This is a genomic window from Pseudomonas sp. NPDC090201, from assembly GCF_044746825.1.
In the GTDB taxonomy this organism is placed as follows: domain Bacteria; phylum Pseudomonadota; class Gammaproteobacteria; order Pseudomonadales; family Pseudomonadaceae; genus Aquipseudomonas; species Aquipseudomonas putida_AD.
The window spans coordinates 113,954-129,073 of sequence record NZ_JBIVCX010000014.1 but is presented as its reverse complement, the minus strand read 5'-3'; the positions used below and the strand labels follow the sequence as shown (position 1 = coordinate 129,073).

The window sequence follows — 15,120 nt, the reverse complement described above, 5'->3', positions numbered from 1 at the left end:
GTCTTCGCGGGCAAGCCCGCTCCCACAGGCTATGGGTGCAGCCCTCACAAACGCGGTCACCACCGGTCCCGTAGCAGCACGGCTTGCCGGCGGGGGCGGACTTGAGACCGCTGACGCCGGGAGCCGGACTGCTACGGGGCTTCCTGCAAACGCTGGCCGAGGCTTTCGATGAACACGCTTTCGGCGCGGCTCATTTTCTGTTCGCGGTTCCACAGCAGGTGAATGTCCACGTCGGCGATTCCCTCATGGGGCGGCAGGCGCCACAGCAGGCCGTTTCTTTCATCCTCGGCCACCACGTGCTCGGGCAGGCAGCCCAGGCCATAACCTGCGATTACCAACCGGCGCACTTCTTCAAGGCTGGGCGATGAGGCGACGATGCGGCCGCTGAAGCCCTGCTGGTCGCGGAAAATGGTCAGCGGCGAGAGCATTCCGCCGATCTGATCGCTGGTGAAACTCACGAAATTCTCCGATTGCAGGTCGCTCTCGTTGAGCCTGTCCCGGCCAAACAAGGCGTGGTGCCTGCCGCAATAGAACCCGTAGCGCTGACGCAGGAACAGCCGTTGCTCCAGCCTTGGCTGTGGCCGACGGTTGAGGCTCAGCCCCAGGGACGCGGTCTTCTCCAACAAGGCAGCGACGATGTCGGAGCTGCGCATCACATCGATTTCCAGGTCGACCCTGGGGTGTTCGCGATGGAAGTCGGCAAGAAAACGGTCGAAGCGTTCGGAGACGATCCGGCTGATCATCAGCAACCGTACCTTGCCGATTACCTCGTCTCCCGGCTGTTGCAGAGCGCTGCTCAGTTGCGAAACCTGCCCATACATCTCGCCGGCAATGGCGAAAATCTGTTCCCCGGCCTCGGTGAGGTCGAAACGCGGCCCGCGCCGGGCAATCAGTTGGCAGCCCAACTGCTCTTCCAGTCGCTTGAGGGCCTGGCTGATCGCTGGCTGCGTCAGGTGCAGGCGGGCGGCGGCGCGGCTGATGCTGCGCTCCTGACCGATCACCCGAAAGGTGCGCAGCAGGTTCCAGTCCAGGCGGTCGTTGAGCAAAGGGTGCACGTCGCGGCGAAGGTCGGACACAGGGCAGGGCTCGATAATAAGCAGAATTTATAATTCGAATAATAAATAGAAAATTGACTAATCATAGCCCCGAGCCGAAAAATCACCTCACACAAAGCGCCATCAGAGCGCACATGCGACTGCTTTCTCCTGCCAGAAAAACAAACCCAAAGGAGCCTGATCCATGAAGCCCATCGCTTCGCCCCAGCCACGCCGCGCGGCGGCTGCCGCCTTCATCGGCACCATGATCGAATGGTACGACTTTTACATCTACGCCACCGCCGCCGCGCTGGTGTTCGGCCAGCTGTTCTTTCCCTCCGACGACAAACTCTTCAGCACCATGGCGGCATTCGGCACCTTCGCCGTGGGCTTCTTCGCCCGGCCGCTGGGTGGCGTGGTGTTCGGCCATATCGGCGACCGGATCGGCCGCAAGAAATCGCTGGTCATCACCCTGGTGATGATGGGCGTGGTCACCGTCTGCATCGGCCTGCTGCCGACCTACGCGCAGATCGGCACCGCCGCGCCAGTGCTGTTGATTCTGCTGCGAGTGGTGCAGGGCATTGCGGTCGGCGGCGAATGGGGCGGTGCGGTCTTGATGGCCGGTGAACACGCGCCCAAGGGCCGCCGCAATTTCTTTGCATCCTTCGCCCAACTGGGCAGCCCGGCGGGCCTGATTCTGTCGCTGCTGGCGTTCAGCGCCGTGACCCGGCTGCCCGAGGCCGACCTGATGAGCTGGGGCTGGCGCCTGCCGTTCCTGGCCAGCGCCTTGCTGCTGGTCGTGGGGCTGGCGATCCGTCTGGGCGTGAGCGAATCCCCCGAGTTTCTCGCCGAGAAGGACCAGCGCGCCAAGGCCGTGCGCAAGGAGCAGGCCCCTGTGCTCGAGGTGCTGAAAACCTCATGGCGCCCACTGCTGCTGTGCATCGGCGCCAATACCCTGGGCATCGCCGGGGTGTATTTCACCAACACTTTCATGATCGCCTACAGCACCCAACAACTGGGCCTGCCGCGTTCGCTGATCCTGGAGTGCCTGTTCTTCGTGGCGATCATCCAGTTCTGTATCCAGCCGGTGGCCGCCTGGGTGGCCGAGAAGATCGGCGCCACGCGTTTCCTGTGCATCATGACCGTGCTGGCCATGGCCTCGCCATACCCGATGTTCGTGCTGGTCAGCACCGCCCAGGCGCCGCTGATCATCGCCGGCATCGCCCTGGCGGTGGTGTGCATGGCGTCGTTCTATGCGGTGATCGCCGGGTACGTCAGCGGCATGTTCGAAACCCGCGTGCGCTACACCGCGATCTCCCTTGCCTATCAGGTGTGCGGCGCCATCGCCGGTGGCCTGACGCCGCTGATCGGCACCTGGCTGGCCCACCAATACACCGGTCAGTGGTGGCCGATGGCAGTGTTCTACAGCCTGATCGCCGCACTGTCGCTGGTCTGCGTGCTGGCCCTCTCGCGCCGCCACGCCACGGCCCATCGCCTGGAAATGGCGTGATCCGCTCTACGATTCAAGGAGTCTGACGATGTTGAAAATCAATGGCGAGCGCCTCTGGCAAAGCCTCATGGCCATGGCCGAAATCGGTGCCACGGCTCGCGGTGGCAGCTGCCGGCTGGCCCTGAGCGAAGAAGACAAGGCCGGACGCGAACTGTTCGCCCACTGGTGCCGCGAAGCCGGGCTGACCCTGAGCGTCGATCGCATCGGCAACCTGTTTGCCCGCCGCGCAGGCACCGACCCCGAGGCTGCGCCGGTGATGATGGGCAGCCATCTGGACACCCAACCCGAAGGTGGCCGCTTCGACGGCGTGTACGGCGTGCTGGCCGGGCTTGAGGTGATTCGTCGCCTCAACGACCTGAACATCCAGACCCGCAAGCCGCTGGAAGTTGCGGTCTGGACCAACGAGGAGGGCGCGCGCTTCACCCCGGCGATGCTCGGCTCGGCAGTGTTCACCGGCAGCCTGTCGCTGGAAAAAGGCCTGGCATCCACGGATGCCGAAGGCGTCAGCGTCGCTCAGGCGTTGGCCAGCACCGGCTATGACGGCGAGCGCCCGTTGGGCGGTGCGGTGGATGCGTACTTCGAGGCGCACATCGAGCAGGGCCCGATCCTTGAGGACAACGGCAAGAGCATCGGCGTGGTCACCGGCGGGCAGGCCATTCGCTGGCTGGACGTGCGCGTCGAGGGCATGGCCGCTCATGCCGGCACCACACCGATGAAGCTGCGCAAGGACGCCCTGTACGGCGCCGCCCGGATGATTCAGGCGCTGGAAGAACTGGCCGGGGATTTCGCCCCTGAGGGCCTGACCACGGTGGGCGAACTGAGCATCGCCAAGTCCTCGCGCAACACCATCCCGGGCCTGGTGAATTTCACCGTGGACCTGCGTCACCACCGCGACGAGGCCATCGACGCAATGGAGCAGCAGGTGCGTCAGCGGTTGCAGGAGATCGGCACGCAGCGTGGCCTGAGCGTGAGCATCGACCCGCACTGGATCAGCCCTGCCACGCCGTTCGATGGCGAGTGCGTGGCGGCGGTGCAGCAGGCGGTCGATGGGCTCGGATACGACCAGCAGCGCATCGTCAGTGGTGCCGGGCACGATGCGATTCACCTCGCACGTTTCTGTCCGACCGCGATGATATTCATCCCCTGCGTAGGTGGCCTGAGCCACAACGAAGCCGAAGACGCGTTGCCCGATGACGTTCGCCAGGGCAGCGATGTATTGCTCAACGCCGTGCTGACCCGCGCCGGGCAAGTCGATCAAGGAGACCTGTGATGCGCAGCTTTTTCCATCCTGAACAACTCTTGCACCATCCTCGCAGCTACTACTCCCGGGGCCAGATGCGCACGCCGCAGGAAGTCCCCGAGCGTGCGCAGAATCTGCTGAAAGCCGCCAAGGCACTGGGTTTTGCCATCGAGCAACCGACGGATTTCGGTCTCGACCCATTGCTGGCCGTGCATGGCGCGCCGTATCTGGCGTTTCTCGAAGAGGCCTGGCTGCGCTGGAAGGAAGTGCCTGAAGACTGGGGCGATGAGGTCATGTCCAACATCTTCGTGCGTGAGCCCAACGCCTTGCGCGGAATACTGGCCCAGGCCGGGCGCTACCTGGCTGACGGCAGCTGCCCGGTGGGCGAGCTGACCTGGCGCTCGGCGTACTGGTCGGCGCAAAGCGCAGTGGCTGCGGCCAAGGCTATTGTCGATGGCGAGCCGGCTGCCTATGCGCTGTGCCGCCCGCCGGGGCACCACGCCCGCGCAGAAGCCGCCGGTGGCTTCTGTTACGTGAACAACGCTGCCGTGGCGGCTCAGGTGCTGCGCGAGCGCTTCCAGCGCGTGGCCGTGCTCGACACCGACATGCACCACGGCCAGGGTATCCAGGAAATCTTCTACACCCGCAACGATGTGCTGTACGTATCGATTCACGGCGATCCAACCAACTTCTATCCGGGTGTCGCCGGTTTCGACGATGAACGCGGCGAAGGCGAGGGCGAGGGGTTCAACCTCAACCTGCCGATGCCCCATGGCGCCAGCGAAGCGCTGTTCATGGACAAGCTGGAGCAGTCACTGGCCGCCGTGAGGGATTTTCAGGCGGACGCGCTGGTGCTGTCCCTGGGCTTCGACATCTATGAGCTGGACCCACAGAGCAAGGTGGCCGTGACCCGCGAAGGCTTTGCCAGGCTGGGTGAGCGGATCCGCAGCCTGGGGTTGCCCTGCGTGATCGTGCAGGAAGGCGGCTACCATCTGGAAACCCTGGAGAGCAACGCCACGGCGTTCTTCGACAGCCCGCAGGCGTGGCGTCTGGCGGATTGACCGGCTGAAGGGGGCGGGGCAGAGGCGGTTGAGTCCGCTTTCCAGCCCTGCCACCCCTTGCTAGACTCGCGCACATGTCCGAATCCAAGCCCGAACGACCAGAAGCTTTCCCCACCTACGCCTTCTGCCCGGTCATCACCGCGCTCGAGGTGATCGGTGAGCGCTGGGTGATCCTCATCCTGCGCGACCTGCTGCGCAATCCCAGTCGCCGCTTCCAGGATCTACAGGATTCCCTCAAGGGCTGTGCGCCGAGCACACTGTCGACCCGGCTCAAGTCGCTGGAGGCCAACGGTCTGATCGAGCGGCGCCTCTACGAACAGCACCCGCCGCGCCTGGAATACCTGCTGACGGCCAAGGGCCGTGAAGTCGGCCCGGTGGTGGCGTCCCTTCGCGACTGGGGCCTGCGCCTGCAGGAACAGGACCCGCCGCAGTAGGCGGCTGCGTTGGTCACGACAGGCATTTCATCCCCTGGCTCAACGCCACTCGACCCAGCGTCTACGCTCAGCCTGCAGCACGACGGCATGTTCCGTGACGTACATGGTTTTCCTCGGCCGCAGAACTGAAGTCTGATCTTCTGGGGGAAGACCATGAACCTGTATCGATATGCGGGCCAGACGCTGTGTGCGTTGCTGGCCATGAGCAGTGCGTGCGTGGCCCTGGCCGCCGAGCAGCAACTGGCGAGCATCGGCTCGCTGAACATGGTGGGCGGCAAGATCAAGCAATGCTCGCTGGGGTATCGAACCTACGGCACCCTGGCCGCCGATCAATCCAATGTGGTGCTGGTGCCCACCTGGCTGACCGGGCGCACCGCCGACCAGATCGACCTGATCGGCCCCGGCAAGCTGATCGACACCGACCGCTGGTACGTGGTGGCGCTGGACGCGGTGGGCAACGGGGTGTCCTGTTCACCCTCCAACAGCAAGACCCATCCACGGCTCAAGTTTCCCGAGTTCGGCATCCGCGACATGGTCAAGGCCCAGCATCGCCTGCTGGCGCTGACCCTGGGCATCGATCATGCACACGCCATCGTCGGCATTTCCATGGGCGGCATGCAGGCCCTGCAATGGGCGGTGATGTACCCCGATTACGCGAGCAAAATCGTGACCATCGTCGGCACGCCGCAACCCACCGCCCGCGACCTGCAAGTGTGGAAGGCCGAAATGAACGCCATCGAGCGCAACCCTGGCTGGAACGGCGGCAACTACGCGCCCGGCACGCCGTTCAAGAACCTTGCCGCCCTGCACACCGAATCCCTGTGGACCCCCGAGCATCAGGCCGCCAGGACCGTGGCCGGCAAGCGTGCCACCGAGGATCGGCTGCACGGCACTCAGACCAGCCAGAGCTTCAATGCGGTGGACTGGTATCGGCAACTGCAGGCCATGACCACCTTCGATCTGGTGCGTGATGGCGACATGGCCACCCTGGCGAGCAAGATCAAGGCGAGGATGCTGATCGTCACCTCCGAGCAGGATCGGCTGGTGGATCCCGCGCCGTCCAAGGCGCTGGGCCGACAGAAGCGTGCGCAACTGCTGGTGCTCGACAACGACTGCGGGCACATGGCGCCGGTGTGCGAGATGGGCAAGGTCGATGAGGCGCTCAAGACCTTTCTCAAGTGAACAGGCGGCCAGCGGCTGCCGTTGGCGGCAAGGGCGGGCCGCTGCTGCCTTGGGCTGCGGGAACGGGCAGGGGCGTCAAAGCCTTGTAGGACGCGGCCTACAGGAAATGTTTCAGGTTATGGCATTGCTTTTGCTGTTCTCGACGATGCATCGAACCTGAATGAAGGAGGTGAAAGATGATCATTGGCAACAATGCCATCCAGCACTTTGTGTCCAAAGCCGTGACCCACACGCATTTCGACACAACGGACAAGGATGCGTACACCAGCGCAATGGCAGGTGCCTCGGCGCCGGTCGCCGCTATCGCGGGCAGTACCGACAGCTCCACCCAGAGCAGTACCGAAGACAAACAGGGCTATGACGAGTCCTTCGCCAAAATGATGGTGAACCTCAAGGCGGCCATGGCCAATACCACCGCACAGGTGACAGATGACGACAAGGCAGCGGCTGCCGCGGCGTTCTCTGCCAGCAGTGACAAGCAGGTAGCGGCGTCTGACAGCGTGACCGAGACGGTGGAGAAAGACATCGCCAAGGTCAGCGACAGTGACGCAGGATCGACCGTCGGCCAGTCGGCGAAGGATCAGTTCCTGGCCTACATGAACCAGAGCGATGCCGAGAAAGTGCGCCAGCAACTGACCGGTGTGTCCAAGGAAGAGTACGACAACATGACGCCGGAGCAGCAGGCGGCGGTGGACAAGAAAGTCGCGGATCTGCAGAAACAGAAATCCGAGCAGCAAATCGCCGAGCAAGAGGTGAAGACGAAAATCGCCATGGCCAAGGCGGAAATGGCCTGAGGTGATGTGCGGTGTCAATGAAGAAGGGGCAGCGGTGTTGACCGGCTGCCCCTTTTTTTGGGCTGAATCTTCAGGCTGAACCTTGCGCGTGGGCGATTAAAGGCGCGTCAGTTTTTCAAGTGCTGCATCGGCCAGGAACGATGACCGACTCTTGATATTGTGATCCCGCACATAGCGATCGATACGCTGGATGACGAAACCGGGCAGGGTGACGTTGACCTTTTCGGTCTTGCCCAGATACGGCGTGATGTCGACCTCCAGCATTCCCCAACCCATACCTGCGTAGTCGGGGTGGTCATGATGGTTCCTGGCAGAGGTTGGCATGGGCACCGATTGCCCGCTGGTCACGAGTTCTTCGAGCATGATGTGGGCGATCTCGATGGCACAGTTGTAGGCGTCCTCAAAGCTGTCGCCTGCTGTCACCGCACCCGGAATGTCCGGAATCTGGATGCCAATTGCGGTGGTCTCGTCGCCCCATTCGATGGCGATGGGATATTGCATAGTGTGCTCCTGCGAAAGAATCAGGCCTGCTCGGGTGGGATTAGCCATGCGCGCCTCCTGATGCTTTTTACGGTTCCCAAGGGTAGGTCCTTTTTGGGATGCGGTACCGGGATCGAGTAAGCACTGCGCGGATGAGTGAAGATGTGATGACTTCCTCGAATCCGTTGCAGCGTCCATCCCGCCGCTTCAAGTTCTGCTATCAGTTCTCTGCTGTTCACCACCAACATCCCTTTGATGTACAAGGGCGCTGATGGTGGGCAGGGGGTGATGGTAGATCAAGCGCGAAGATGTATCCAGAGGTATAAATTTGCCTGTCAGACCACCTGATCCCGATACGGCAGATCCGGCCCCACGCGGGTGCAGGTCACTGCGGCGGCGGCGACGGCGAATTCGAGCATCTGGGTCAGTGTCTGGCGATCGAGGCCGGGCAAGCTGGCCGGGTTGTCGAGTTCGCGTTCGGTGAGGAAGGTGATCAGCGCTGCCTGGAAGGTGTCGCCGGCACCCACGGTGTCAGCGGTTTTCACCTCGCGGGCCGGCACTGACCAGTGGCCGTGCTCACGGGTGAAGACCGTCGCGCCTTGGCGGCCTCGGGTCATGATCACCAGCTGGCAATTGTGTTGCAGCCAGCCTTTGGCGACGGTTTCGGCGTCGCTGTCAGGGTAGAGCAGGTGCAGATCTTCATCGCTGACCTTGATGATGTGTGCGTGCTCGGCAAACTTCGCCACCTGGCTGCGCCACAAATCGATGCTCGGCGCCGGATTCAGGCGTACGTTGGGGTCGAAGGTGATCAGGCGCTTGCCGCTTTCCCGTTGCACCAGGGCCAGCAGGGCGTCGGCGACCGGTTGCACCACCAGCGAGAACGAACCGACGTGCAGGCCGCGCACCCTGGCATCCAGGGTCGGCAGACGATCCACCGTCAGCAGGCGGTCGGCACAGCCTTCGCCACGGAAGCTGTACTGTGGCGAGCCATCGGCGCCCACCGCGACCATCGACAGGGTGGTCGGTGCATCGAACTGAATCAGAAAGTCATCGCGCACGCCTTCTTCTTCCAGCACCGTCGCCAGGCGCTTGCCCAGGTAGTCGGTGGAAATCCCGGCGAAGAAACCGGCATCCACCCCAAGCCTGCGCAGGCCGACAGCGACGTTGAACGGCGAGCCGCCGGCAATGGCCTGATAACCGATTTTATTGAGTTGTGCGCCGTCCGGCTGACTGAAAAAGTCGAACAGTGCTTCGCCACAGACCAGATACATAGGTGCTCCGTAAGGGTTTCTGTCAAATACCCTGCAATTGATTGCGGTAGTGCTGATAAACCTGTTGATAGGCCGCCACGTGCTCGGCCACCGGGCGGGTTTCGCTCTGCGGGTCGAGGCTGACGCAGCGCTCGCTCAGGGCCTGCAGCGATTCTTTCTGGCCACTGGCATGGGAGTGACACCAGGCCGCCTGAATCGCCGCGCCCAGGGCGGCCGCTTCGGTGCCGGTGGTGCAGATCACCGGGGTGTCCATGATGTCGGCAACGATCTGCCGCCAGATCGCGCTTTTCGCGCCACCGCCGATCAGCCGGATGTTGGCGCTCTTGATGCCGCTGTCGCGCAGCAGATCCAGGCCGTAACGCAGGCCGAAGGTGGTGCCCTCGACCACGGCGCGGCACAAGTTGGCCTGATTCAGGTTGGTGCTGTCCAGCCCCAGAATGCTGCCGGTGGCCTGGGGCAGGGCGGGCACGCGTTCGCCGTTGAGAAACGGCAGCATCAATACCCCGTGGGCGCCGATGGGCGAGGAGGCGATGGCGGCGTTGAACGCGCCGATGTCCAGCGCGAACAGCTCGCGAATCGCGCTGGTGGCGTTGGTCAGGTTCATCGTGCAGATCAGCGGCAGCCAGCCGCCGGACGATGAACAGAAGGTCGCCACCGAAGGCTGCGCGCTGACGTTCGCCTCACCAGCGTAGGCGTACACGGTGCCGGACGAGCCCAGGCTCATGGTGATCGAGCCGGGTGCGATGTTGCCGGTGCCGATGGCGCCCATCATGTTGTCGCCGCCACCGCTGGAAACGATGGCGTCAGGGTTCAGGCCCAGGCGTTCGGCAATGGCAGGGAGGATCCTGCCCACCGGCTCATGGGCTTCGAGCAGTTCGGGCAACGCCTTGACCAGCCGGCCCGTCGGGTCGATGTGGTTGAGGATGTCGAGGTCCCATTCACGGCTGCGCACATTGAAGTAACCGGTGCCGGACGAGTCGCCGAATTCACTGCAGCAGCGCCCGGTCAGCCAGTAGTTGAGGAAGTCGTGGGGCAGCAGGATCTTGTCGATGCGGGCGAACAGTTCAGGGAACTGCTCCTTGGTCCACAGCAGTTTCGACACGGTGTAGCCCGGCGCGATGGCGATGCCCAGGCGCTCCAGCGAGCCCGCTTCGCCGCCCAGGTACTGCAGCAGGCGATCGTTCTCGGGCGCCGACTCGGTGTCACACCACAGCTTGGCCGGGCGCAGCACGTGGCCCAGCTCGTCGATCATCACCAGGCCATGTTGCTGTCCGGACACGCCGATGCCCTGAATCTCGGCACCGGACACACCGGCCTGCGCCAGTGCTGCCGCGGTCGCCTGCTCGAATGCCGTGAGCCATTCCTGCACATCCTGCTCGCGACGCCCGTTGGCGCCGCTGATCATATGATGTGCGCCTGAGCCTTCGCCCAGAACCTTGCCACTGACGGCATCCAGGACAATCGCCTTGGTGCCTTGGGTGCCGCAATCGATGCCGAGAAACATGTCCACCTCAGACGGCTTTCGCCAACAGGTTTTCCAGGGTTTTGCTGACGCCCAATTGCTTGAGGCTGTTCAGGTTGTGTTCGAACGATGCCACGAATTCGGCTGATTTCGGAATCGCCGCGCCGAAGATTTCTTCCACTTCCAGCAAGCGCTGGGTGATGAGCACGTCATCGGCCACCAGCGCCTTGCAGAAGTCGGCGCGTGGGTCGACCACCTTGTACTCGACGCCATTCTCGCCCTTGAAGTCGCCCGTGCGATTGCCTTGCAGGTACAGCGCCCAGGCCGCCACCACCAGGGAGGCGCGGTCCATGTTGCCGCTGTCGACGATCAGGCGATTGATGGTCGGCACGGTGAATTTCGGAAATTTCGACGAGCCGTCCGAGCACACGCGCTCCAGTTGGTCGGCAATGGCCTGGTTGGAAAAGCGGTCGATCAGCGTCTGCTTGTACTCAGTCAGGTCGATGCCCGGCACCGGCGCCAGTTGTGGGGTGACATCCAGGTCCATGTAGGTGCGGATGTAGTCGACGAACAGCGGATCGTTCATGGTCTCGTGAACGAAGCGATAGCCCTTGAGCGCGCCCAGGTAGGTCAGGGCCAGGTGGCTGCCGTTGAGCAGCTTGATCTTCATTTCTTCGTAGGGGGTGACGTCGTCAGTGAACTGTACACCGACCTTTTCCCAGGCCGGGCGGCCGTTGACGAACTTGTCTTCCAGCACCCATTGCACGAAAGGCTCGCAGACCACCGGCCAGGCGTCGTCGATGCCCTTGGCGTCGTGCAATTGCAGGCGGTGGGCGGTGCTGGTCATGGGCGTGATGCGGTCGACCATGGCATTGGGGAAGCTGACGTTGGCGGCGATCCAGTCGTGCAGCTCGCCGTCGCGCAACTTGGCGAAGGCCAGCAGCGCCTTGCGGGTGACGGCGCCGTTGTGCGGCAGGTTATCGCAGGACATCAGGGTGAACGCCGGCGTGCCTTGGGCGCGGCGTTTGGCCAGCGCGGCGCACAGGTAGCCGAACACGGTTTTCGGCGTGGCGGGGTGCGCCAGGTCGTGCTGGATCTGCGGCAGGTGGCTCATGAATTCGCCGGTGCTGTCGTCGATGCAGTAGCCGCCTTCGGTGATGGTCAGCGAGACGATCTTGATCTCGGGGCTGGCCAGTTTGTCGATCAGCAGCAGGTCGTTGTCGGTGGACATCAGCATCTGGCTCATGGCACCGATGATGCGGGTTTCGGTGTCCGGGGTGTCACCCAGTTCGAACAGGGTGTAGAGGAAGTCCTGGCCCTTCAAGGCTTCGAAATTGGCACGGTCTTCTTCACGCAGGCTGACGCCGCAGATGGCCCAGTCCAGGCCTTCGCCTTTGTTCATGAGCGCGTCGGTGTAGAACGCCTGATGCGCACGGTGAAAACCGCCGACACCGATGTGGGCGATGCCTTGGCGGCGCTCTTCGAGGGTGTAGGCGGGCAATTTGATGCCGTCGCCCAGATTCGACAGGTTCTGTTTGTTCAGTTTCATGACTGCATTCCCGATTCTGTGAGGCCGCCTGCTCAGGCAGCGGCCTGCAAGGCTTTACGAATGACCTGGCCCTGTGCGTCGAACAGGTGGCAATGGGCGCTGTCCAGGTGCAGGTTCAGGGTTTCGCCGTACTGGCTGGCCAGGTCGCCGCGAATCCGCATGGTCAGGGCTTCGCCGGACTGGGTGCGCACGTGGCAGTAGGTATCGCTGCCCAGGCGCTCGCTGACGTCCGCCACCACCTGCAGCTGGCAGTCGCCGGGCTTGGCCAGTTCCAGATGCTCCGGACGGATGCCCAGAGTCACGGCATCGCCGACGCTCTGCTGGGCGTTGGTGAAAGGCAGGTTGATTTTGGTGCCCGCATCGAGGGTGACTTCGCAACCCGTGGACGCCACGCCGCTGACCTTGCCCTTGAGAAAGCCCATTTTTGGCGTGCCCAGGAAGCCTGCCACGAACAGGTTGGCCGGGTGGTGATACAGCTCAAGGGGCGAGCCGACCTGCTCGACGCGACCGCCATTGAGCACCACCACCTTGTCGGCCAGGGTCATGGCTTCGACCTGATCGTGGGTGACGTAGATCATGGTCGCTTCCAGTTCCTTGTGCAGGCGCGACAGCTCAAGGCGGGTCTGTACGCGAAGGGCGGCGTCGAGGTTGGACAGCGGTTCGTCGAACAGGAAGATCTTCGGGTTGCGCACGATGGCGCGGCCGATGGCCACGCGCTGGCGCTGACCGCCCGACAACTGCTTGGGTTTGCGTTCCAGCAGCGGGCCCAGTTCCAGAATGCGGGCGGCTTCGGCGACTTTCTTCTCGACCTCGGCTTTTGGCGTACCGGCCAGGTCCAGGGCGAAGGACAGGTTCTTGCCCACGGTCATGTGCGGGTACAGGGCGTAGGTCTGGAACACCATGGCCAGGTCGCGTTTGGCCGGGGTGACCTGGGTGATCTCGCGGCCGTCGAGTTCGATGCTGCCGCTGGTGACGTCTTCGAGGCCTGCGATCAGGCGCAGCAGGGTTGATTTGCCGCAGCCGGACGGGCCGACGAACACCACGAATTCACGGTCTTTGACGTCCAGGTCGATGCCTTTGATGATCTGGTGGCCGTCGAAGCCTTTTTGCAGATTTCTGATTGTCAGGTTAGCCATGTGGGGCTCCAGTCTTATTCTTCAAATACATCAGTTGTGGGAGCGCGCTTGCCCGCGATTGCGTTGGTTCAGCAACGCATGAGGTGATTGGCAAAACGCAATCGCGGGCAAGCGCGCTCCTACAGCATTGGGATCGCTATGCTCGATTTACTTCACGGCACCAAACGACAGGCCGCGCACCAGTTGTTTCTGGCTGATCCAGCCAAAGATCAGGATCGGCGCACAGGCCAGGGTCGACACCGCCGACAACTTGGCCCAGAACAGCCCCTCGGGACTCGAATACGAAGCGATCAGCGCAGTCAGAGGCGCTGCGTTGGAGGAGGTCAGGTTCAGCGACCAGAACGCCTCGTTCCAGCACAGGATCAATGACAGCAGCGCGGTGGACGCCAGTCCGCCCTTGCAGATCGGAATCAGCACCCTGAAGATTTCCTGGCGCGTGGTGGCGCCGTCCAGCCGCGAGGCTTCGAGGATTTCTCCGGGGATGTCCTTGAAGTAGGTGTAAATCATCCAGACCACGATCGGCAGGTTGATCAGCGTGTAGATCACGATCAGCGCGATGCGCGAGTCCAGCAGGCCAAAGGTCTTGGCCAGCAGGTAGATCGGCATCAGCACGCCCACCGGCGGCAGCATCTTGGTCGAGAGCATCCACAGCAGCGTGCTCTTGGTGCGTTTGGTCTCGAAGAAGGCCATGGAGTAGGCTGCCGGGACTGCGATCAGCAGGCAGAGGATCGTCGCGCTGAAGGAAATCAGGATCGAGTTCCAGGCGAAGTGGAAGTAATCGCTGCGTTCCTGGATGTGCAGGTAGTTTTCCAGCGTCGGGGTGAAAATGAACTGCGGCGGCGTGGCGAACGCGTCGATCTCGGTCTTGAAGCTGGTCAGCACCATCCAGAAGATCGGGAAGAAAATCAGCGCCGCGATCAGCCACGACAGGCCACCGAGCAACACGCTTTGCAGGCGTCGGGATTGTTTGAGCGTCATCATGATCGGGCCCTCAGGACTTGTCGGTGAGGTTTTTGCCGATCATCCGGATCAGGATGATGGCGGCAATATTGGCGATGACCACGGCAATCAAGCCGCCGGCCGAGGCCATGCCCACGTCGAACTGCAACAGCGCCTGGTTGTAGATCAAGTACGCCAGGTTGGTCGATGCGAAGCCCGGGCCACCGTTGGTGGTGGTGAAGATTTCCGCGAATACCGAGAGCAGGAAGATCGTCTCGATCATCACCACCACGGCGATTGGCCGCGCCAGGTGCGGCAGGGTCAGGTGCCAGAAGATCGCGATAGGGCCTGCGCCATCCAGCCGCGCAGCTTCCTTCTGCTCCTGGTCCAGGGACTGCATGGCGGTCATCAGGATCAGGATCGCGAACGGCAGCCACTGCCAGGACACGATAATGATGATCGACAGCATCGGGTAGTTGGCCAACCAGTCGATAGGCTGGGCGCCGAACAGCTTCCAGACCGAGGCGAGGATGCCGGACACCGGGTGGAAAATCAGGTTCTTCCAGATCAGCGCACTGACGGTGGGCATGATGAAGAACGGCGAAATCAGCAACACGCGCACGATGCCGCGGCCAAGAAATTCACTGGCCTCCAGCAGGGCGGAAATCAGCACACCGAGGATCACGCTGATGGCCAGCACGCTGCCGACCAGCAGCAGGGTGTTCATGGCGCCTGGGAAAAACCCCGAATCGGTGACGAAGAATTCGAAGTTCTCAAGTCCGACGAATTCGTTCTCGCCGGGATTGAGCAGGTTGTAGCGAATCAGCGAGAAGTAGATGGTCATGCCCAGCGGGACGATCATCCAGACCAGCAGCAACAGCACCGAAGGGCTGACCAGAAACCAGCCGGGTTTGGTCACGCTGCCTTTTTTATGGTCTTTTTCGTCGACCGAAGCCGCACGAGGGGGAATGGTTGAGGTGTTCATGGTGACTCCGAACCTGAGCAAAAGCCTGAGCGGGGCAGCAGCG

Annotated in this window: 15 protein-coding genes; 6 read left to right on the top strand and 9 right to left on the bottom strand. The window is 62.7% G+C overall.

Going from position 1 to position 15,120, the window contains the following annotated elements:
• Window positions 1-131: 131 nt before the first annotated feature.
• Complete coding sequence (locus ACIPOO_RS24695) at window positions 132-1,076, bottom strand: LysR family transcriptional regulator (RefSeq protein WP_274133384.1); 945 nt, start codon at window positions 1,074-1,076, stop codon at window positions 132-134.
• Window positions 1,077-1,239: 163 nt separating this feature from the next.
• On the opposite strand from ACIPOO_RS24695, the gene ACIPOO_RS24690 reads away from it, so the two are divergent.
• The 6 genes from ACIPOO_RS24690 to ACIPOO_RS24665 all read left to right on the top strand — a co-directional run bounded on the left by ACIPOO_RS24690 (window position 1,240) and on the right by ACIPOO_RS24665 (window position 7,255).
• A complete protein-coding gene (locus ACIPOO_RS24690) occupies window positions 1,240-2,544 on the top strand; it encodes an MFS transporter (RefSeq protein ID WP_400610447.1) in 1,305 nt (434 codons plus the stop codon).
• Between the two features lie 28 nt (window positions 2,545-2,572).
• The gene (locus ACIPOO_RS24685) at window positions 2,573-3,814 is read left to right on the top strand and encodes a Zn-dependent hydrolase (protein ID WP_400610445.1); all 1,242 of its coding nucleotides are present in this window, start codon (window positions 2,573-2,575) and stop codon (window positions 3,812-3,814) included.
• Window positions 3,814-4,845: a histone deacetylase family protein gene (locus tag ACIPOO_RS24680; RefSeq protein ID WP_400610443.1), complete on the top strand. Its 1,032-nt coding sequence runs from the start codon at window positions 3,814-3,816 to the stop codon at window positions 4,843-4,845. Before ACIPOO_RS24685 ends, ACIPOO_RS24680 begins: the two co-directional genes overlap by 1 nt.
• Before the next feature lie 74 nt (window positions 4,846-4,919).
• Window positions 4,920-5,279, top strand: a complete 360-nt coding sequence (locus tag ACIPOO_RS24675) for a helix-turn-helix domain-containing protein (RefSeq protein WP_274133380.1) — start codon at window positions 4,920-4,922, stop codon at window positions 5,277-5,279.
• Window positions 5,280-5,432: 153 nt separating this feature from the next.
• Window positions 5,433-6,461: an alpha/beta fold hydrolase gene (locus ACIPOO_RS24670; protein ID WP_400610441.1), complete on the top strand. Its 1,029-nt coding sequence runs from the start codon at window positions 5,433-5,435 to the stop codon at window positions 6,459-6,461.
• 176 nt (window positions 6,462-6,637) lie between these two features.
• Entirely contained in the window at window positions 6,638-7,255 is a 618-nt protein-coding gene (locus ACIPOO_RS24665; protein ID WP_274133378.1) for a hypothetical protein, read from the top strand.
• Window positions 7,256-7,351: 96 nt separating this feature from the next.
• Here the strand turns inward: ACIPOO_RS24665 and ACIPOO_RS24660 are convergent, their stop codons facing one another.
• The 8 genes from ACIPOO_RS24660 to ACIPOO_RS24625 all read right to left on the bottom strand — a co-directional run bounded on the left by ACIPOO_RS24660 (window position 7,352) and on the right by ACIPOO_RS24625 (window position 15,077).
• Window positions 7,352-7,756: a type II toxin-antitoxin system HicB family antitoxin gene (locus ACIPOO_RS24660; RefSeq protein ID WP_274133413.1), complete on the bottom strand. Its 405-nt coding sequence runs from the start codon at window positions 7,754-7,756 to the stop codon at window positions 7,352-7,354.
• 20 nt (window positions 7,757-7,776) lie between these two features.
• Entirely contained in the window at window positions 7,777-7,974 is a 198-nt protein-coding gene (locus ACIPOO_RS24655; protein WP_400610438.1) for a type II toxin-antitoxin system HicA family toxin, read from the bottom strand.
• A gap of 96 nt (window positions 7,975-8,070) precedes the next feature.
• On the bottom strand, window positions 8,071-9,006 hold the full coding sequence (locus tag ACIPOO_RS24650; RefSeq protein ID WP_400610436.1) for a carbohydrate kinase: 936 nt from the start codon (window positions 9,004-9,006) through the stop codon (window positions 8,071-8,073).
• Window positions 9,007-9,028: 22 nt separating this feature from the next.
• On the bottom strand, window positions 9,029-10,510 hold the full coding sequence (xylB, locus tag ACIPOO_RS24645; protein WP_400610434.1) for a xylulokinase: 1,482 nt from the start codon (window positions 10,508-10,510) through the stop codon (window positions 9,029-9,031).
• 7 nt (window positions 10,511-10,517) lie between these two features.
• Window positions 10,518-12,017, bottom strand: a complete 1,500-nt coding sequence (locus ACIPOO_RS24640) for a mannitol dehydrogenase family protein (protein ID WP_400610432.1) — start codon at window positions 12,015-12,017, stop codon at window positions 10,518-10,520.
• Between the two features lie 32 nt (window positions 12,018-12,049).
• Entirely contained in the window at window positions 12,050-13,153 is a 1,104-nt protein-coding gene (locus ACIPOO_RS24635; RefSeq protein ID WP_400610430.1) for an ABC transporter ATP-binding protein, read from the bottom strand.
• Between the two features lie 147 nt (window positions 13,154-13,300).
• A complete protein-coding gene (locus ACIPOO_RS24630) occupies window positions 13,301-14,134 on the bottom strand; it encodes a carbohydrate ABC transporter permease (RefSeq protein WP_274133369.1) in 834 nt (277 codons plus the stop codon).
• Between the two features lie 10 nt (window positions 14,135-14,144).
• Complete coding sequence (locus ACIPOO_RS24625; RefSeq protein WP_274133367.1) at window positions 14,145-15,077, bottom strand: carbohydrate ABC transporter permease; 933 nt, start codon at window positions 15,075-15,077, stop codon at window positions 14,145-14,147.
• Window positions 15,078-15,120: the final 43 nt, after the last annotated feature.